This window comes from Leeuwenhoekiella sp. MAR_2009_132 (genome assembly GCF_000687915.1).
GTDB lineage: Bacteria > Bacteroidota > Bacteroidia > Flavobacteriales > Flavobacteriaceae > Leeuwenhoekiella.
Genome location: NZ_JHZY01000002.1, coordinates 1,541,578 through 1,561,958, shown reverse-complemented (window position 1 = coordinate 1,561,958; position 20,381 = coordinate 1,541,578). Strand labels below are relative to the sequence as shown.

Below are 20,381 nucleotides of genomic sequence, written 5' to 3'. Positions count from 1 at the left end.
ATTAAAATGATGCGAAAATTTAGCTTGTTACTATCACTTTTAGGATTAGTATCTCTAGGGTGCGCAAGTGATGAAAATGACAATGTACCGTTAACAAAAGATTCTTCTGCACCTGGTCAAATCACTAACATTGAAGTGGTAAATCTTTCAGGGAAAGCACAAATAAAATATCAATTACCAGAAGATCCTAATTTACTATATGTCAAAGCGACCTATATGTTAGATAGTGGAAGAGAAATGGAAGTGAAGTCTTCTTATTACAACAAATCTTTATGGATTGAAGGTTTTGCTAAAGCTGGAGAACGCGATATCGAAATTACAACTGTAAATCGTAGCGAAGTAGAGTCTGCTCCCGTTACGGTAACTATTAATCCTAAAGAGTCATCATTATATGAAGTATTTAGAAGTTTAGAAGTAGGACCAGATTTTGGTGGTGTCTTTATACGCGCAAAAAATGAGAAGCGTATAGATCTAGCACTTTTATTAATGGAAAAAAATGACGAAGGTGACTGGGAAACTTCTGGCAACAGTATATATACTTCAACAGATAGTATTTTTAGAACGATACGTGGTCTGGATACCATTAACTATGACTTAGCCTTTACCATAAGAGATCGGTTTTTAAACACTTCAGATACATTGTTTAAAACCATAAAGCCTATTTATGAGACCGAAATACCACGTACACAGTACTCGGGCTATCCATTACCAGGAGATGCACCAACTACAGAATTTCCATTTCCTATTTCGAGAATGTTTGATAATGATTTTAGAAATTGGCCACGAATTTATATTACAGATGCAGCTGCCCCGGCACCTCATTCATTTACAATAGACTTAGGTGCAGAAGTGAAAATAAGTCGAATTAAAGTTTGGGATTACCCTCAGGGTACAAGTTCCGGGTTTTTCTATTATTGGCAATTTAATATGAGAAAATTTGAAATTTGGGGATCTAATAACCCTACTTCAGATGGTAGTTTTAATAGTTGGGATAAATTAGGTGATTATGAGGTTGTAAAACCATCTGGTCTTCCATTAGGTCAGCAAAATAATGAAGATATAGAATTTGCTCAAGACGGGTTCAACTGGTCTATACCCATTACAGCTCCAAAATATCGCTATTTGAGAATTAATAATCTAGAAAACTGGGGAGGTTCTGGCAGAATTGCAATTGCTGAGTTACGGGTTTATGGAGATACACGATAATCAAAGTCATATAAAATATTTAAAAATGAAAAAATACAGAATAGCTAAATTTCTATTTGCATTTATTATAGTCGTGAGTATCGCTGCAACACAGTCGTGTACAGATGAAAATGAGTATTTAAAATATGCAGAAAACGGAGAAATCTTGTATACGGGTAAAATGGATTCTGTTAAAGTATTTTCCGGGCGCAACCGGGTGCTTATTGAGGGCAATCTAAGTGGAGATCCTAAAATTACTTCGTATAAAATTTATTGGGCAAATAAGAGTGACAGTGTTGTATTTTCAGTAAGTAAAGATCGAGATAACGATAAAATTTCACAAATAATTGAAAATCTACCTGAGAATATATACAATTTTGAAATTAGAACCATGGATAGTGACGGGTTTAGTTCTGTACCGGTATTTGCAACAGGTAAAGTTTATGGAGACCGTTATCAGAATGCATTAATAAACAGACCTATTTTAGAGTCTAAAGCCATTGATAATGTAGCTATTTTAAAATTTGCGAGTGTTGATGCAACATCAGGTATTTTTCAATCAGAGATTGAATATGTAAATATTAACAATGAGTTACAGACAGCAATAGTTCCTATTTCTCAAACTGATGTTATTTTACCAGATTTTAAAGCAGGTGATACCGTTAAATACAGGTCTGCTTTTAAACCTGACTCAACAAGTCTAGATGTATTTTATACAAATTATCAAACTTTTAAGCCTACGCCACCTTTATTACTTAACAATATTATGCCATTTGAAATTTCAGACAACTCAGGTCTTCGATATTCTACGGCAGCAAACTGGATACATAATGCAGGAGCTTTAAGTCATCACGGCAATACTTATGGTATGGTAGATAGTAATGGTAATAATTACTTTATGAATGTTGTAAGTGGCTATGGTGGAGAACCTGATATTATTAATGGTTTAATGTATCAGACTGCCACGATAGATCCCGGTACTTATATCTTTAAAGTACAAACAAGAGCTGGTAATTTTAATTTAGAAGATAAAGTTTATGCTCTTGCTGCTTTAGGAAATACCCTGCCCAATGTAGTTGATGTAGAAAGTTCTGAAAATACCTTGGCTTACAAGCGTATTACCCAAGCTGTAGGTGTAACTCAAAATTATTTATATACAATGATATTTACAGTTGAAGAAGTTACTGAGGTCTCAGTAGGTTTAGCAATTACAAATGATCCCGGAACTCAAAAATATATGCCCATAACGGAGTTTTTATGGGAAAAACAATAAGCTATAAAATTATTCTCTATTTAGTTTTTAAATTTAGTTCTGCAAATGATTTTAAATTTTAGCTCTTAGTACATTCTCTTATTGGTTTAGGTAATTTGAATTATGCTTAAGCTTCTTAAACAGATTTTTAAAACGCTAAATTCTTTAGTCAAATAGCCCCGACCTGAAATTAGATATATACAATTAATTGTATTTTATTGCTTCCCAGTGTTATTAGGACTAAAACTACAAGGTAATACATATAAAGACATACAGAGAATTACAATAAAAAAATTTGTAAAATAGGATATTATTTATATAAGATTAATCATAATCTACGGTTTTTGAAACCAATTAATAAATAGAAATGAAAACCGAAAATATATTACCTCTTTTTACTTTTCTGGTGCTGCTTATCAGTTGTAAACCCAAGTCATACCAAAATAAGTTAGCTAAAATAACTATGATTGAAAAAGTTCAACCCAATGTTATTGTTATTCTAATTGATGATGCTGGGTATATAGACTTTGGGTTTATGGGAAGTGAAGACCTAGATACGCCACGTATAGATGAGCTAGCAGAGAGTGGTACTATTTTTAAAGATGCTCATGTTAGTGCAACCGTATGTGCGCCCTCGAGGGCGGGATTATTAACAGGAATATATCAACAGCGATTTGGTTTTGAAGCAAATGGGACAGGAGGTATAGGTCTTAGTGATGCTGTTGTAACAATGGCAGATGTATTTAAAGATCACGGTTATAATACATATGCTTTAGGTAAATGGCATCTGGGAAGTGCTTATTCAGATCAACCTAATCAACGTGGTTTTGATCAGTTTTATGGTTTTCTAGCGGGTAGTAGATCATATTTTCCTATACAAAATGCTACAGAAGAAAATATGTTACAGAATAATGGAGAACGGGTATTCTTTGAAGGGTATATGACAGATGTTTTAGGAGATCAATCTATAAAATATATTCAGGAGAATGGTGATAAACCTTTTTTCATGTATTTAGCTTATAATGCTGTACACACACCAATGGAGGCTAAAGAAAAAGATTTAAAAAAATATAATAAGCATAAACGTCAAAAACTTGCTGCAATGACGTGGTCTTTAGATGAGAATGTAGGTAAGCTTATTGACAAACTTGAAGACTTAAATTTAAGAGATAATACTTTAATTTATTTTTTAAGTGACAATGGCGGGGCTCATAACAATCAATCAAAGGGAGGAGTTCTTAAAGGTTGGAAGGGCAACGAATATGAAGGAGGGCATCGAGTTCCTTTTGTAGTTAGTTATCCTAAAGCGTTCAAAGGAGGTAATTCTTTTTATGGCTTGACATCATCATTAGATATATTTGCAACGTCTATCGCTGCTGCAGGAATTATAAAGCCATCAGATTTAATACTAGATGGAGTTAATTTATTACCTTATTTAACTCAAAATAAGACAGGAAATCCACATGATCAATTATTCTGGAAAAAACTAGATAAATCTGCCGTAAGGATAGGAGATTTTAAGTCTATAACCCTAGAAGGGTACGGCAGTGTAATGTACAATTTAAAAAATAATGTAAGTGAAACTGAGGATATATCTCAAAAAAATAAAGTTGATTTTTTAAGATTACAAAAAGCCTATTTTGCTTGGCAAGCACAAATGAGTAAACCGCTCTGGGGTGAAGGCAAAGATTGGGAAAATGTTTGTTTTTATATACACAAACAATTGATGCTAAACGAAAAGGTTTTGTATAAAGATATTTGGAGTCCTATCTATTTGAAAGATAATAATAAATAAATTCGGCTTATGAAAATTAGTCTTAATTTTTACGATTCTGACTCTTATACTCTTTTCTATATCTTGAAGGAGGCATTCCCATTAATTTTTTAAATGCTCTTGAATAATAATAGGGGTCTTCATAACCAATTTTTTGGCAAATTTCTTTTATTCCCATATCTGTAAAATAAAGATACTGACACGATTTTTGAATTTTTAGTTTATTAAAATATTGCACAGGTGAATAACCTGTCTTTTTCTTAAAAAGTTCAGAATACCGGGATACAGATAAATTTTGTTGATTGGCAATTTCTTCAACTTTAAAATTACGATTTAGATTACTATTCAAATACTCAATTGATTTGGTAATAATGTCAGTCTTCAGTTCTGAGGGATTTATCTCTTCGGCATAAATCATTTGCATTAGCAAATTAAGTAAGCTAGTATTCGCAAATTCTAAACTTGTAGTTTCAAATCCGTTTTCTAATACGGTCATTATTTTTATAAAATCTTTCTGTCTTCTTTCGCTTCTAGCAATTGTCTTTACTTGATTATCTTCTATATTTTCTTGATAATATTTATATAAAAAGTCTGCTTTTGAGCCTAAAAAATGACTCCAATAAATCGTCCAGGGATATTCTGTTGAGCTTTGATAATGATGTCCTACATAAGGGGGGATTATAATATAAGAATTAGGGACTAAACTGTATTTAGTATTTTCTATTTCTATAGATCCTTTACCTTCTATACAATAAAGCAATATATATTCTCTGCTTCCAGATTTTCTTTTTCGGTCGTGATAAATAGCTTGGGGATAAAATCCTATAGCGCTTGTATAGAAATCTTTAATAAAATTATTGTCTTTAATTTCATTTAAAACATTGGGTGGGATCGTTATCATCCGTTGCCCAATAAAACCTTCCTTTATTTTAAAATTTTTCGAAGAATAATCCATATACCTTATTAATATGCTGCAACAATAACGTTGTAGTTTTTATTTAATTTTCAGCAAGATAATTAAATAAAACATTTTACTTAAAAATACAGGGGGCTTTGGGGATATAGATAGAGAATTAACATTTAAATCAGATTGATTCTTTGTAACAGTAAAATAATCCATTAAAACAATATTTTCCTCCATTTTGCTGGCTAACGAAAACGATATATTTGTTTCCGAATTTATTTTAATTCTTTGATAATATTTTACCAGGATATAATTCAGTCCCAGTTCAAATCATAAAAATCAAACATTATGAAAACAATTAAACAGTTCTATTTTTTAGTGTCTTACTTAGCACTTGCTATTTTAATGGGCTGCAGTGACGATGATAATGTCAATGTAGATTCTACTCCAGAATTCGCAAACTTAATAAGTGAAATATCTTCATTACCGGGGCAAATATTTAATTTAGAAGCTGTAATTAATGATCCTGCAGGAATTAAATCTATACGCCTACAGTATGAGCCCTGGTTTTTAGACAAGACTATTCAAAAAGATTCATTACCCACAAACTATACTTTAAATTATGCTTTTAAAATACCTCAGGACGCACTTGATGATTCTTCACATACTATAATTATCACTGCAGAGAATGCGGGAGGAGTTACGGCACAGCGTGAAGTTGTAGTTAGTTTAGATGCAGATTTTACAGCACCGCAAATAGCTTTTGTAAGTCCTGCAAATGCCAGTACAGTACAAATAGGAGAAGGAGACGAGATTCTATTAGATATAAACCTTACAGATAATAAAATTTTAGGTGAATTGAAGATCGAAAGTTCAATACTTAATGAGACTGTAATACTTTCAGATAAATCTTCTAACTATAAAAAATCTATAAATATTGAAGAGCCCGGTCTGTATGTTTTTAATGTAACATTAACTGATAAAGCAGGTAATACAACGACTTCAACACGATCTGTAAATGTTGTAGATGAATTAAATTTTCTTCAAATGTTTTTGGCAGATCAAGCAGAGCCTAGTGCTTTTGATAATGCAATATCGGGATATCCTTATGTGGCAGACACGAGTACCGTGAGCGGAGAAGAGGGTTTTGTATTTACAATTAAATATTTTGCTGACAGTGCTAATAAAGAAGTTCGTTTTGTTGCTCAAGAATCTGGTTTTGGTCCATTTACATTTGGGGGCGATGCTAATAATCCCGGAAATTTAGTTATTGGCTCAGATGCTTCAGTTTCTCCAATAATTATTTCTGAACCAGGATATTATGATATCAAGATGGATCTAAGAGATTTATCGTATACCATAACTTCTATAGATGCTACTGCACCTGCAACTATAGCTTCTGGTTTTACCGGTGTATATGTAACTGGGCCTGGTCTTAAGGTAGGTGATATAACGTTGACAAGATTTAATCCCTCTCAATCATCTGCTCCTTTAAATGTGGATCCTGATTTTCAATATAGATATTCTGCAGATATTGAATTTACAACAGAAACTGGACAGTTTATATTTATAGGAAACCAGACAAATTATAGCATTTTCTGGAGATTAAATAGTGGTGATATAGAAGCCGCAAATACCCTTGTACCTCAGGGAGGTTCAAATGCTGCATTTAGTCAGCAATATGAAGGAACTTACAAATTAACAGTAGATATATTTTTAAATACAATGTCAATTGTAAAAGTGTAAATCCCAGGATTTTTAAGGGTTTGATAACGAAGGTAATTTTAAATAATGTAAAAGTTTAAAAAATGAATTTTATAAAAAAATTAGTTGTTCTGATACTTTTTTGCAATACATCTTTATATGCGCAAAAATCGGTTAGTGGGGTGGTAACAGATGAGAATGGGACTGTTTTACCGGGAGTTAATGTAATTGAAAAAGGTACAAATAATGGAGCGGTAAGCGATTTTGACGGAGTTTATGAAATAGAAACTGCTAACGATGCTATTTTGATCTTTAGTTTCTTAGGATTTCAAAGTCAGGAAGTATCTGTAGAAAATAAGACCGCTATAAATGTTACGCTTCAAAATGACCAGCAAGCTTTAGATGAAGTTGTGGTTATAGGGTATGGGGCTGTAGACAGAGATAAAATCTCAAGTTCTATATCTACTGTTGAAGGAGAAGAATTAACTAAAATAACTGCAAGTAATCCTGCAGAAAGTTTGCAAGGTAAAGCAGCTGGTGTACAGGTGCTCTCGGGAGGAGGTAATCCTGGTGCATCTCCACAAATCCTTATACGTGGGGTAACTTCTAATAATGGTACATCTCCACTCATTGTATTAGATGGTGTGCCGCAACCACAGGGTACTTCACTTAATTTACTAAACCCTGCAGATATTAAGAATTTTCAAATCTTAAAAGATGCATCAGCTTCTGCTATCTATGGTTCGAGAGCTTCTAATGGTGTGGTACTTATAACAACAAAAAGGGGTAAAGAGGGGAAGACTATTATCAACTTAGATTTCTCTCAGGGTTACCAGAGGCTTGAAAAAATAAACCTGGCAGGTGCAGATGAGTATATTCAGGTAATGAATTTAAGACGTACAAATGATGGTAGTGCACCACTATACAATGCAGAAGATTTTACTACAGACACAGACTGGTGGGATGAGACTATAGAGAATTTTGCACCGGTTACTAATTTTAACTTACGTGCTTCTGGGGGTTCAGAAAAAGTTAAATACGCGGCAAGTATGAGCTATTTTAATCAAGAGTCTAATTATGATAAAGGATATTATGAGAAAATAACAGCTCGTTTTAATGTTGACTTTAAGTTGTCTGATAAAATCACGTTAAAGCAAGATTTAAACCCTAGAATTGAAAATTTTGAAAGCTCACCTAATTTGCTTTATAGCATATTAAGAATAGACCCGCTTACAGATGTTTATTTACCTCAGGATGAGCGTGTAGGTAACAGTTTTAGTATTTATGCACCTAGTAATAATCAAGTTCCTAACCCAGTAGGTAGCGTTGCAAGACTGTTTAATGAAACTAAGTTTTTTGCTTTAATATCTAATACACAGTTAAATTATGAAATCACTCCAGAGCTTACTTTTAATTCTCAGTTAGGGTTAAATATTAATCATTCTAGACAAGATATTTTTAACCCTAGATATTTTACAACTCCTAACCAGCAGCAGGAAATAAATAACGTATCTAGACGTGTAAATGAGAATTTTGATTACGTTTTTAATAATACAATTAATTACACGCAAGATTTCGGAAAGCATTACGTAAACCTTTTAGGTGGTGTTTTATTTGATTCTCAAACGTTCAATTATGTTTCAGCATTTAGAGAAGACATTCCAGATGATGAAAACCCAGATTTAAGATACCTCGATGCGGCGACAGGTGAGGGTATTTCTGTGGGAGGTAATGAGGCTGTAGAAACCATTTTCTCAGGTATATTTAGAGGTATATATAGCTACGATAATAAATACTTCTTTACAGGTACTATACGTGCAGATGAATCTTCAAAATTTGCAAAAGGAAACAGGTTAGGTGTTTTTCCTAGCGTGTCTGTAGCCTGGGATATAGATTCAGAATCATTTTTTGATGTAGACTTTATAAGTAACCTTAGACTTAAAGCAGGTTACGGGCAGATAGGTAATCAAAATATTAACCGTAACGGACAATTTTTTGCAATAGGTACCGGTAATTATGTTTTTGGCGGTGACCGTGTAGTAACTAACTTTTTATCACAGTTTGGAAATCCTGGGTTGAAGTGGGAAACCGTTGAGGATAAAAACTTTGGCCTTACTGCAACGCTTTTTGATAGTGCATTCGATTTTTCGGTAGAATACTATGAGAAAACCTCAAAAGACTTGCTCTTTAATGTAGAGCTTCCTAATTATACCGGTATTCCCGGTCTTGTTTCTCAGAACGTAGGGAGTTTTGAATCTAAAGGATGGGATATTCAAGTAGGATATAATAAAACCTGGGGTGATTTTAAGATGGATCTTAACGTGAATGTTTCTACAAATGAAAGCCGTGCAGTAGAGTTAGCTCCGGGTAACGAGCAACTTTTTGGTCAAAATAGATCTGATCTGGGTAATAGATTTATAAAAATTACAGAATTAGGAGAGCGAGTAGGTTTATTCTATGGTTTTGAAACCGATGGAATTTTTCAAAATCAAACAGAGATTAATGCACATTCATCTGAAACAGGTCAACTTATACAACCTAATGCACAACCCGGTGATTTAAAGTTTGTAGATACTAATAAAGACGGGGTACTTAACGATAACGACTTAACAACTATAGGAAACCCTTTTCCTGATTTTTATGGTGGTTTTACAGGAAATTTTAGTTACAAAAATTTAGATTTTTCAATGCAGTGGTATGGCACCTACGGTAATGAAGTTTTTAATTATACAAGAACGTTTATAAATGCAGGAACCCAGGATGTAAATGTGGGAGCCGGTACTATAGGAAGAGTATGGACTCCAGAAAATCCTAATGCAGAATTTCCTAGACTTACTCTGCTAGACCGTAACGGTAACTATCAAAGGCCTTCTAGTCTTTTTATTGAAGATGCATCGTATTTGAGATTAAGAAATGTTCAATTAGGGTATAACTTCGATATACCTAATTTTCAGAAATTAAGAATTTTCATTTCAGGACAAAATCTTATTACCATATCAGACTACTCAGGATTCGATCCTGAAGTGGGAGCAGGAGGAGACATCATTAATGATTTTGGTGTTGACTATGCACGTTATCCTGTTTCAAAAACATATTTACTAGGACTTAATTTAACTTTTTAAGATTATGAAAAAGATATTAATACTATTTAGTTTAATTCTTACTGTAGCCATCAGCGGCTGCAGTAAAGAAGAATTTCTTGATCAACCGCTTAGAGGAAGACAGCAATTAGACGACTTCTTTTCTTCACCAGAGAATGCAGAGCTTTTTGTAAACTCAGTATATGCAAAAGTTAATGGTGAAAGCTGGTTTCAAATAGAATTTTTTAGACAAATCTGTGAGATGTCTACAGATGATAACTGGGCAGGAAATACAGAGCAACCACGACCAGATATTTCTGGTATTGCAGCTTATAATGTTTTTGCAGGATCGTTTTATATTAATGCTTTTTGGGAAAACACCTATATAGGGATTACGCGTGCAAACATTGCTTTAGAGCGTATTCCTGAGGTAGAAATGGACGAGACTTTAAAGTCTCGCTTACTAGCCGAAGCACGGTTTTTAAGAGCCTGGTATTATTACGATTTAGTACGTAATTATGGTGGTGTACCTATTGTAACTACCTATACAGAATTACTAGAACCAGCTATAAACGATAAAGTGCGGTCTTCGGTAGATGAAGTTTATGATTTTGTAGAGAGTGAGCTTCTTTTAGCGATTAAAGATTTACCACTTAAAAGTGAGTATGCTACAAAAGATTTAGGAAGAATTACAAAAGGAGCTGCACAAACGCTTTTAGCTAAAACCTATTTATATCGCGAAAAATGGTCGTTGGCTCAGGATGTTGCAGAAGATGTTATCCAATTAGGGCAGTATCAATTAGAGCCAAAGTTTGAAGATATTTTCTCGGTTTATAACCATCACGGTGTAGAATCTATTTTTGAAGTAGATATGATCACAAATCCTCAATTTGCAAATATAGGAGGGCAAATTAGTACAACAGCCGGGACTCGGGTAGATCAAGGTTTTGGGTGGTGTATGCCAAGTAGTGATCTTGAAAATGCATTCTTAAGTGAAGGAGACGAAATACGATTACGTTCTACAATTATGAAACATGGAGAGCCCGTTTACGGTGATCCTCAGGTTACTTCTTTTAATGCAGCTCCAGACCGTAATAAATCAGGAAGAACTAACCGTAAGGTGTATATACCACTGGCAGATCGTGAAGACCCATATGTAAGAGGGCAACATCCGCTTCCTGTTATACGATTTAGATATGCAGACTTACTATTAGTTCATGCAGAGGCTGCCTATTTTGCCGGTGATGAGAGTGCGGCTTTAACATCACTTAAAAAAATACGAGACCGTGTTGAATTAGAAACAAATATGAGTTTGACCGGTACAAATTTAAGAGATGCAATCTGGAAAGAAAGAAGATTAGAACTTGCTTTAGAGCAGCAACGCTTATTTGACCTTAGAAGGCAAAAAGTAAATGGTACCCCAAGAATCGCAACTATTTTAGGACCTAACGGATCTTTTGTAAAGTATAACACAGAAGTGAGTACAGATCCTTTTGAAACCACAAATCTGGGAGAACCTCAAGACAAAGGAGCTTTGTTTGACCCTAGTGTTCACTTATTGTGGCCTATACCGCCAGAAGAAATTCAATTATCAAGAGGAAACATTACGCAAAACCCGGGTTACTAATGAATAAAATTAAAATGAAAAATTTTAGAAAACTCAAATTTTTGACTTTCGTTAGTATACTCGTTTTTTTATCGAGCTGTGAGCGTGATAATTTTACAGACCCCAATGACCCAAGATTTGGCTCTGTTGTTGACACCTCTGATGCAACAGGTCAAACTCCCGAAGATCAGGTTCCTGATTTTGCAACTTCAAATCTTACTACAGAAATTAGTGTAAGCACCGTTGATGGCAAAGCTATTAATCCACGTATTTACGGTGTTAATAATGACTGGCGTAGAATCAAAAATGGTATGTATCCTGCATTTCAGGCAGCATTAGAACAAATTAATTATGAATTGATTCGCTTTCCGGGAGGTTTTGAATCTGAATTTTATGACTGGAGTGAGAACACAACTCCGGGTTGGCCTAATAGTCCTGCACAGCAGGGAGCAACTATTGAGACGGTTAAAGCATCAAATCCTAATGCAATAAGTATTGTGGTGCCTATACGCCTTGCGATGTTGGAAACTCTTTTTTCATCTAACTGGGAGGCAGCTGTTGAACTTCTTAAAAATGAGGCAGAAGAAGCCATAACGCGTACAGGAGCAAACAATATTCTTAGTGTAGAATTAGGAAACGAGTGGTGGCTACAGTTTGCCGGCCAGGGAGTTGAACGCGAAGATAAACTCAAAAAATATGGAGAGATTGCAAAACGTCTGGCAAGACACATTAATGAGAAATTTCCTGATGCTTCATTTAAGGTTTTAGTGAATGGTGATTACACGCAGCCTGACGAGTTTACAGAATTAAATCAAATTTTTGGAACAGCGCTTGACGATATAGATGGTCTTATACTGCATACTTATACAGGTTATGATTCAGAATCACACGATATACGTCAATTGCAGGCAAATATAGATGCTTGTCAAACAAACCTGGGCAAGAGCTACCTATCTCTTTCTGAATGGGCTCCTTCAAAAGCCTATAACAATGGTAAAATTTATGCTCAGGGTGCTAATCTGCTTGTAGAACAAATGTATGAGCACGCCTTAGCAGAAGCAGATGAAGCTGCATTCTGGCCTCCTACAAATCCTGCAATCCCCGGTCTGGGTCTTTTTAATTTTCAACTTACCCTGGCATATCCTACTGCTCAGCTTTTTGGAGATATGGCCAGTGATTTCAGAGGAGAAGTTTTAAATGTTACAGATGGTACTGTACGAGCTGCAGCAGCATTGCAAGAAGATGGTACTATGGTTGTTTATGTTATCGGTAAGGAAACTCCATTTACAACGGTAACATTAAATTTGGATACCGAAATAAGTGAGGTGGTTTCTGCTCAAATCTGGCAACCGGGTAACTTAGTAGATACAGCAGAAGCTACGCCAATGACTTTAATAAATGAAGTGCCATATTTTAAAAAAGACAATTCAATTGTATTTAATATTAATGAAGAGAGTCTTTACACGATTTATAAACTAGTTCTTAAAGTATCTAACTAATCTATAACTTAAGATCTCTCTCATCTAAAAGTATATAATGATTAAACTAGCAAGTAAAGTTTTTCTAATTGTAAGCGTTTCTCTTATAATCATTATAATGGGAGGCTGTGATAAAGACAATTTTACAGATCCTAATGATCCCAAATTTGATGCAGAATTTCAAGGCGTTTCTATAAATCTTGAAAGTACTTTTCAAACAATAGATCATTTTGGAGCCTCAGGAGGTTTTCAAGATCAATGGGTAGGTAAATGGCCCGATGCAAAGCGAGAAGCTGCTGCTAAATTATTATTTAGTAATCAAAATGATGCTCAGGGTAACCCTGAAGGCATAGGCCTTAGCTTATGGAGAACCGTTATTGGTGATGGTGCTGCAGATCAATCTAATAGTGGTTTTCGATCTAATTCCTGGTTTAGAGAGACAGAATGCTTTCTGAGTCCAGATGGTACTTACGATTGGTCAAAGCAAGAAGGAGAGCAATGGTTTTTGGCTAAAGCGCGGGAATATGGAGTTAATAAATTTTCAGCCTGGGCAACCACGCCTCCATATTTTATGACAAAAAACGGCTATACGTTTAGCACTAGTGATGTGGCCACATTTAATGCTCCTGAAAGCAATTATAAAGCCTATTCAAATTTTTTAGCAACCGTTATGAATCACTACGAGGAAGCAGGTTTAAATTTTGTAACTATTTGTGCATTTAATGAATCACAATATGAATGGAATGCTGTGATAGGTGAGGCTTCACAATCAGGTACACGAGCGACTAATGCAGAAGTTGCAGCAGTTACACGTATTATGGATGAAGTATTTACAGAGAAAGGTGTGAATGCTAAAATTATGATACCGGAAGCTGCACAATTAAAATATCTCTTTGAAGGGACTACTAATACCGAAAATCAAATTGAAGAATTTTGGGAGGAATCTAGTGCAAACTATATTGGTGATCTTAATAACCTTTCCCAGCATGTCGCCGGTCACAGTTATTTTAGTAACAACACCACTGAAGAATCACTTCGACAGCGTAAAACACTAAATTCTAAATTACAAAGTAATCCTCAAAATCTTGATTACTGGCAAACAGAGTATAGTTTACTTGGCGCTGCCTATCAGCAAAATAGGGATGTAAATACTTTAGAGGATATAGATTATGCTCTTTGGCTTGCCCGTATTATTCACACTGATTTGGTTTATGGAAATGCGACTGGTTGGAGCTTCTGGACAGCTTTTAATCAATCTCAATTTGGAGATCACCCTAATCGTTTTAATTTAATATTGTATACTCCTAATGTAGATGGACCATCAAATACAGATGGTACGTTACGGGAAAATAAACTATTATGGGCACTAGGTAATTACAGCAGATTTGTAAAACCGGGTATGGTTCGTTTTGCTATTGTAGATCCCGATTACACAAATGATGTAGCCTCAATAGAAAATTTTATGATATCTGGATTTACAAATCCAACAACTAAAGAGATAGTTTTGGTATTGATAAACGCTACAGAGGATACCAGAAATCTGGCTTTAGATGGATATGCAGAAAGGTTTTCAGTTGTAGGTGATACTTTTGAAATGTACACAACCTCCGCAACAGCTAATTTAAGAAAATCAACTACTAATGCAGAAGAGATAACAATACCCGCAAAATCTATTGTTACCTTGCGTGCTCCACTTAATTAATTCTTTTGAAATTTTAGTTATTTATAAGATCTCTCTCTAGAGATCTTTTTTTTTGTAAAATTTTACGGTTTACTAAAATTTCAAACGTTTTTTTATAGCCACTACTGCTGTCGTTATCAAATGCAGTAGGAATAGAACACTTAAATTTAAACTTGAAACATTAAGTAAAAAGGGGTTTAAGAGCCTTTTTGTGAAGAATTGAACGAATTATAAAACCATTTCGTAAAATTATCCATTTTTTGAATTGATAAGTCCATTTTAAACACCCTACAGATAGAATAAATTTGAGAAAGAACAATGCAGTTGGTTTTTAAACTTTCAAAATATAATAGTATGGTAAAGTCTGGTATGTTGACAGTTTCACTAATTCTTTTTTTAGGCATGATTTCGTGTGGCTCAAAACAAGAGAAAAATGTAATTGCAGATGAGAATCCAGTAAGACCTAATATAGTATTTATTCTGGCTGATGATTTAGGTGTACATGACTTAAGTGTTAGCGGAAGTAATTATTATGAGACTCCTAATATAGATCGTATAGCAAAAGAAGGTACCATATTTACTCAAGGATATGCTGCCAGTCAGGTTTGCAGTCCCTCTAGAGCGAGTATAATGACTGGTCAATCTACCGCACGTCATGGGGTTACAGATTGGATTGGAGCTGCATCTGGCACAGACTGGAAAGGCAATAATAAAATTATGCCGGCATCTTATAACCATAAACTAGACGCTAACGCAATCACATTGCCTGAGGCATTTAAAGAAAATGGCTACATCACATTTTTTGCGGGCAAATGGCATCTGGGGGACACACCTTCAACTCCAGAAAACAATGGGTATGACATAAATATAGGTGGCTGGGAAGTAGGAAGTCCTAAGGGTGGTTATTTTTCTCCCTGGGTAAACCCAAAATTACCTAATAAAGAAGCAGGTGAGAATTTATCAATGCGTCTGGCAAAAGAAACTAACCAATTTATTGAGAAGCAAGATGGAGCACCATTTTTTGCGATGTTATCATTCTATGCGGTTCACGGTCCCATACAAACCAGTGAAGAGGCTTGGAGTAAATACAGAGATAAGGCAGAAGAACAAGGTATAGCTGATGCAGGTTTTGAGATGGAGCGCATTTTACCTATTAGAACTAAACAAGATAACCCTGTTTATGCAGGACTTGTTGAGCAAATGGATAAAGCTGTAGGGATTGTTTTAGATAAACTTGAAGAACTAGGGATTGCAGATAATACGATAATTGTTTTTACTTCAGATAATGGAGGTGTAGCTTCAGGAGATGCATTTTCTACTTCTAATTTACCTCTTCGTGGTGGTAAAGGATATCAATGGGAGGGTGGTATTCGTGAGCCCTATTTCATTAAAGTTCCTTATGTAAAAGCGGCACCCAAAGAAATAGACTATCCGGTTACAGGAGCAGATTTCTATCCTACTTTGCTAGATTTAGCAGGACTTCCTCAAAAATCAAATCAATCTAAAGACGGCGTTAGTTTGAAGCCCTTGTTTGCTGGAGAAAAACTTAGTGAGCGTCCTTTATTTTGGCATTATCCGCATTATGGTAATCAGGGAGGAGAACCTTCCTCGATGATAAGAAAAGGTGATTACAAATTAATTTACTACTGGGAAAATAATAGAAGTGAGTTGTACAATCTATCAAGTGACCCATCTGAGCAAAATGATATTGCTAGTGCAAACGTTGAGCTTACTGCTCAACTTCAAGAAGAGCTTTTAAAATATCTGGATGAAGTAGGAGCAAACAAACCAATAGCAAACCCAAAATTTGATGCTGCTAAAGCCAAACAACTTTATCAAGATCGTAAAAATAGATTATTGCCCAGATTAGAAGCTGAGCGTAAAAATATGCTTTCAAAAGATTATGAGCCTAACGCAACCTGGTGGGACAGTAAAGTAACTAAAGACTAGATTTATGCGAAATCAAAAGTTCCTATACAAAGAAGCAAAGCTACTGTGCCAAATTAAGATGGTGTTGAATTGCTTACTTCTAATGGCCTTTATCTTACTTTTCTCAATACCTGTAAAAGCTCAGGTACTAGAGCTTGAAGTTGACGCTAATAAAAAATTTCAAGTCATTGATGGTTTTGGAGCTTCAGATGCATGGCGCTGTCAGTTTGTAGGAGCAAATTGGCCTACAGCAAAAAAACAGCAAATGGCAGATTGGCTTTTTAGTCAGGAGCTTGATGCTAATGGTAATCCAAAGGGTATAGGATTGTCACTATGGCGCTTCTATATAAGTGCAGGCACTACAGAGCAGGGTGATGATTCAGACATTAAAAACGAATGGCGTCGTGGAGAGTCTTTTATTGATGCAGCAGGAAACTACGATTGGTCCAAGCAAGCAGGGCAACAATGGTTTTTACGCAAAGCGAAAGATGCAGGAGTAGAAAAATATTTGGCATTTTCTATTGCGGCACCTACGTTCTGGTCATTTAATCAGAAAGGCTATGCAGCTACAAAAAACGGCCAAATGAATCTTAAGCCTATTTTTTATGAAGCTTATGCCAGCTTTATGGTTGAGGTTTTGAAACATTTTGAGGCAGAAGGTCTTCCGTTTGATTATTTGAGCCCCATTAATGAACCGCAGTGGGATTGGGAGAAGCCTACACAAGAGGGTACGCCGGCCACAAATAACAATATAGCACAACTTACCCGGTTATTGAATGCAGGTATTGAAGAGAAAAAGTTAGGTGCTAAACTAGTTTTAGCCGAAGCAGCAGATTTACGTTTTCTATACTCAGAACATAATAAACCCGAGAGATCAGAGCAGATTAAAGAGTTTTATGCTGATACTTCTAGAAAAATAGACACATATATAAAAGATTTGAGTAATGTAATACCTACCGTTTCAGGACATAGTTATTTTACCACCTGGCCGGTTCAGGATTTAATACAGATACGGCAAAAGCTTAATCAAGAACTTATACAAAATAACATTGATTACTGGCAAAGTGAGTTTTGTATACTTGAAGATTCAAAAGATATAGGTGGTGGTCAAAATCGTGATTTAGGTATAGCAACAGCATTGTATGTCGCTCGTGTTATTCACGCAGATCTCACTTTAGCTAATGCAAAATCCTGGCAATGGTGGACGGCTATAACAATTGCAGATTTTAAAGATGGGTTAATCTATTTAGATACCGGTAACCCTGAGGATATGTACAATAAAACCGCTCTTAAAACCGACGGTGAATTTCACGATTCAAAATTATTGTGGGCCTTAGGAAATTACTCCAGATTTATTCGTCCGGGTTTTCAGCGGATAGCGGCGAGCTATAATAATTCTAAAAGTCTTGAAGATCAATATCAGGATTTAATGATTTCCGCATATAAGAATCCAGATACCGGTGATCAGGTTGTTGTATTAATTAATTATGCAGACGCAGATCAGCAAATAAAGATTAATACTTCAGATACTAAATTTTTGCACGCTTATGAAACTTCAGAAGACAAAAATCTGGAACATCGTACACTATCGAGTAATCACGTTACACTAGCAGCGAGAAGTATTACAACGCTTACAAATACCAATTTATAATTTATTAAAATCATTTAAATGCAAAACACAAAATTCAATTTTAAATACTTGCTTTTCCTTGCGCTTGTATCTGCAATGGGGGGATTTCTTTTTGGTTATGATTGGGTAGTTATAGGTGGGGCAAAACCTTTTTATGAGCTCTATTTTAGTATAAATGAAATGCCTTCTTTACAAGGGTGGGCTATGAGTAGCGCACTGGTAGGTTGTATTTTTGGAGCGGTAATTTCAGGATTGGTGGCAGATAAGTATGGTCGTAAAATTCCGCTTATTTTAGCTGCAGCTCTATTTACGCTTTCTGCTTTTGGTACGGGTTATGTTGATGATTTTACACCGTTTATAGTGTACAGACTTATTGGAGGGTTAGGTATTGGTTTAGCCTCTACTTTATCGCCTATGTATATTGCAGAGATAGCACCTGCAAAATACAGAGGGCAGTTTGTAGCCATCAATCAACTAACGATTGTAATAGGTATTCTTGCTGCACAAATAGCAAACTTTCTTATTGCAGATACAATACCTGATGGTCTTAATGATGATCAAATGCTGGCTTCCTGGAACGGGCAAACAGGATGGAGATGGATGTTCTGGGCAGAATTAATCCCAGCAGGTTTATTCTTTATACTTATGTTTTTAGTACCTAAGAGTCCGCGATTCTTAGCTAAAATTAATGAAGACAGTGCTGCCTTAGATGTGCTTAAGCGTATAGGTGGATCACGTTATGCTAACAGCGAATTAGAAAATATGAAGCTTACTCTTAAAGAAGGAGGTAAGCAAAAAATTAAGCTATCTGAGTTACGAAGCAAAAAAGTACTTCCCATTTTAACTATAGGTATTGTATTGGCATTTTTTCAGCAATGGTGCGGTATTAATATCATATTTAACTATGCCGAAGAGATATTTACCGCTGCTGGTTATAGTGTAGGAGATATGCTTTTTAATATCATTATTACAGGAAGCGTAAACCTCATATTTACTTTTGTTGCAATGCGTACGGTTGACAGCTGGGGTCGCAGAAAATTAATGATTTTTGGTTCTATTGGTCTTGCTCTTGTATATGCATTATTAGGAGGAGCGTATTATTTTGAGTTTAAAGGCTTACCGGTTTTAATCTTAGTGATTGTAGCTATCGCTATATATTCTATGTCTCTTGCGCCTATAACCTGGGTAGTGTTATCAGAGATTTTTCCTAATCGATTAAGAGGAGTTGCTATGTCTATTGCTACATTCTCACTATGGATAGCTTCATTTATTCTAACCTTCACCTTTCCTATCTTAAATGATCTTTTAGGTTCTTATGGTACGTTCTGGGTGTATAGTGGTATTTGTATTCTAGGGTATTTGTTTATAAAAAGCAAATTACCCGAAACTAAAGGGAAAAGTCTTGAAGAAATTGAATTTGAACTTACAAATAGAACCGATGAAAAATAAAATACATTTTTTAATTCTGCTTGCAATCACATTTACTCTAAGTTGTAAAGCTCAAGTTGCAGGCCCAGATTATCTAGATTCTTTAAAACAAGAACTTAAGGTCAAATGGCCTAATAATCGAACTATTAATCTTGTATTTCACGGGCATTCTGTACCTACAGGATATACCACAAAAGGAGTGTTAGATCGTATGCATTCCTATCCTTTACAGACTTTAAAGGCGGTTAATGATCATTATCCCTATTCTGTTATAAATACCATAACTACTTCGATAGGTGGTGAGCAGGCAGAGCAAGGAGCTAAGCGTATGCAGGATGTATTTACGCACAAGCCAGACGTTATTTTCATAGACTATGCACTTAACGATAGAGGAATAGGGTTAGAACGCGCTAAGGTTGCGTGGGAATTGATGATAAAGCAGATTTTAGAACAGGATATTAAATTAATTCTGCTTACACCTACTCCAGATTTACGAGAAGATATTACTTCAGAAGATACACAGCTTGCTATGCATAGTGCACAGATACGTGAATTAGCTGCTAAATATAAAATAGGATTGGTTGACAGCTATGCACTTTTTAAAAATCTCGCGGTTAAAACAGATTTAGAAGGGTTTATGTCTCAAAACAATCACATCAATCAAAAAGGACATCAGCTCGTTTCTCAATTAATTTTTGATACCCATTTCAACTTCAAACAATAAACCATA

At 35.1% G+C, this 20,381-nt stretch carries 13 protein-coding genes; 12 read left to right on the top strand and 1 reads right to left on the bottom strand.

Going from position 1 to position 20,381, the window contains the following annotated elements:
• Nucleotides 1-6: 6 nt before the first annotated feature.
• From P164_RS06620 to P164_RS06610, 3 genes are all read left to right on the top strand, one after another.
• Nucleotides 7-1,206: a DUF5000 domain-containing lipoprotein gene (locus tag P164_RS06620; protein ID WP_028375650.1), complete on the top strand. Its 1,200-nt coding sequence runs from the start codon at nt 7-9 to the stop codon at nt 1,204-1,206.
• 25 nt (nt 1,207-1,231) lie between these two features.
• Entirely contained in the window at nt 1,232-2,458 is a 1,227-nt protein-coding gene (locus P164_RS06615) for a DUF4998 domain-containing protein (RefSeq protein WP_028375649.1), read from the top strand.
• A 442-nt stretch (nt 2,459-2,900) separates the two neighbouring features.
• Nucleotides 2,901-4,232 carry a sulfatase-like hydrolase/transferase gene (locus P164_RS06610; RefSeq protein WP_159106009.1) on the top strand — a complete coding sequence of 444 codons (1,332 nt, stop codon included), beginning with the start codon at nt 2,901-2,903 and terminating at the stop codon, nt 4,230-4,232.
• Between the two features lie 22 nt (nt 4,233-4,254).
• Here P164_RS06610 and P164_RS06605 read toward each other — a convergent pair whose 3' ends face one another.
• Nucleotides 4,255-5,166 carry an AraC family transcriptional regulator gene (locus tag P164_RS06605; protein ID WP_028375648.1) on the bottom strand — a complete coding sequence of 304 codons (912 nt, stop codon included), beginning with the start codon at nt 5,164-5,166 and terminating at the stop codon, nt 4,255-4,257.
• Between the two features lie 297 nt (nt 5,167-5,463).
• On the opposite strand from P164_RS06605, the gene P164_RS06600 reads away from it, so the two are divergent.
• The 9 genes from P164_RS06600 to P164_RS06560 all read left to right on the top strand — a co-directional run bounded on the left by P164_RS06600 (nt 5,464) and on the right by P164_RS06560 (nt 20,375).
• The gene (locus P164_RS06600; protein WP_028375647.1) at nt 5,464-6,861 is read left to right on the top strand and encodes a hypothetical protein; all 1,398 of its coding nucleotides are present in this window, start codon (nt 5,464-5,466) and stop codon (nt 6,859-6,861) included.
• A gap of 62 nt (nt 6,862-6,923) precedes the next feature.
• Entirely contained in the window at nt 6,924-9,941 is a 3,018-nt protein-coding gene (locus P164_RS06595; RefSeq protein ID WP_051621262.1) for a SusC/RagA family TonB-linked outer membrane protein, read from the top strand.
• Nucleotides 9,942-9,945: 4 nt separating this feature from the next.
• Nucleotides 9,946-11,526 (top strand): RagB/SusD family nutrient uptake outer membrane protein, encoded by a 1,581-nt coding sequence (locus tag P164_RS06590; RefSeq protein ID WP_028375645.1) that lies wholly within the window; start codon nt 9,946-9,948, stop codon nt 11,524-11,526.
• Nucleotides 11,526-13,004, top strand: coding sequence for a hypothetical protein (locus tag P164_RS06585; RefSeq protein WP_028375644.1), 1,479 nt, complete (start codon nt 11,526-11,528; stop codon nt 13,002-13,004). Before P164_RS06590 ends, P164_RS06585 begins: the two co-directional genes overlap by 1 nt.
• A 37-nt stretch (nt 13,005-13,041) precedes the next feature.
• Entirely contained in the window at nt 13,042-14,685 is a 1,644-nt protein-coding gene (locus P164_RS06580; protein WP_028375643.1) for a glycoside hydrolase, read from the top strand.
• Between the two features lie 333 nt (nt 14,686-15,018).
• Nucleotides 15,019-16,614 carry a sulfatase gene (locus tag P164_RS06575; protein WP_028375642.1) on the top strand — a complete coding sequence of 532 codons (1,596 nt, stop codon included), beginning with the start codon at nt 15,019-15,021 and terminating at the stop codon, nt 16,612-16,614.
• 4 nt (nt 16,615-16,618) lie between these two features.
• Complete coding sequence (locus P164_RS06570; protein ID WP_035899389.1) at nt 16,619-18,244, top strand: glycoside hydrolase family 30 protein; 1,626 nt, start codon at nt 16,619-16,621, stop codon at nt 18,242-18,244.
• A gap of 18 nt (nt 18,245-18,262) precedes the next feature.
• Nucleotides 18,263-19,672 (top strand): sugar porter family MFS transporter, encoded by a 1,410-nt coding sequence (locus tag P164_RS06565; protein WP_028375640.1) that lies wholly within the window; start codon nt 18,263-18,265, stop codon nt 19,670-19,672.
• The gene (locus P164_RS06560) at nt 19,662-20,375 is read left to right on the top strand and encodes an SGNH/GDSL hydrolase family protein (RefSeq protein WP_028375639.1); all 714 of its coding nucleotides are present in this window, start codon (nt 19,662-19,664) and stop codon (nt 20,373-20,375) included. Before P164_RS06565 ends, P164_RS06560 begins: the two co-directional genes overlap by 11 nt.
• The last annotated feature ends 6 nt before the right edge of the window (nt 20,376-20,381 follow it).

What these genes read in the sequence shown, in the direction of transcription:
- P164_RS06610 (WP_159106009.1), top strand. Translation starts at nt 2,901, where the DNA reads ATGATTGAAAAAGTTCAACCCAATGTTATTGTTATTCTAATTGATGAT.
- P164_RS06590 (WP_028375645.1), top strand. Translation starts at nt 9,946, where the DNA reads ATGAAAAAGATATTAATACTATTTAGTTTAATTCTTACTGTAGCCATC.
- P164_RS06575 (WP_028375642.1), top strand. Translation starts at nt 15,019, where the DNA reads ATGGTAAAGTCTGGTATGTTGACAGTTTCACTAATTCTTTTTTTAGGC.
- P164_RS06565 (WP_028375640.1), top strand. Translation starts at nt 18,263, where the DNA reads ATGCAAAACACAAAATTCAATTTTAAATACTTGCTTTTCCTTGCGCTT.
- P164_RS06585 (WP_028375644.1), top strand. Translation starts at nt 11,526, where the DNA reads ATGAATAAAATTAAAATGAAAAATTTTAGAAAACTCAAATTTTTGACT.
- P164_RS06600 (WP_028375647.1), top strand. Translation starts at nt 5,464, where the DNA reads ATGAAAACAATTAAACAGTTCTATTTTTTAGTGTCTTACTTAGCACTT.
- P164_RS06580 (WP_028375643.1), top strand. Translation starts at nt 13,042, where the DNA reads ATGATTAAACTAGCAAGTAAAGTTTTTCTAATTGTAAGCGTTTCTCTT.
- P164_RS06620 (WP_028375650.1), top strand. Translation starts at nt 7, where the DNA reads ATGATGCGAAAATTTAGCTTGTTACTATCACTTTTAGGATTAGTATCT.
- P164_RS06570 (WP_035899389.1), top strand. Translation starts at nt 16,619, where the DNA reads ATGCGAAATCAAAAGTTCCTATACAAAGAAGCAAAGCTACTGTGCCAA.
- P164_RS06595 (WP_051621262.1), top strand. Translation starts at nt 6,924, where the DNA reads ATGAATTTTATAAAAAAATTAGTTGTTCTGATACTTTTTTGCAATACA.
- P164_RS06605 (WP_028375648.1), bottom strand. Translation starts at nt 5,166, where the DNA reads ATGGATTATTCTTCGAAAAATTTTAAAATAAAGGAAGGTTTTATTGGG.
- P164_RS06615 (WP_028375649.1), top strand. Translation starts at nt 1,232, where the DNA reads ATGAAAAAATACAGAATAGCTAAATTTCTATTTGCATTTATTATAGTC.
- P164_RS06560 (WP_028375639.1), top strand. Translation starts at nt 19,662, where the DNA reads ATGAAAAATAAAATACATTTTTTAATTCTGCTTGCAATCACATTTACT.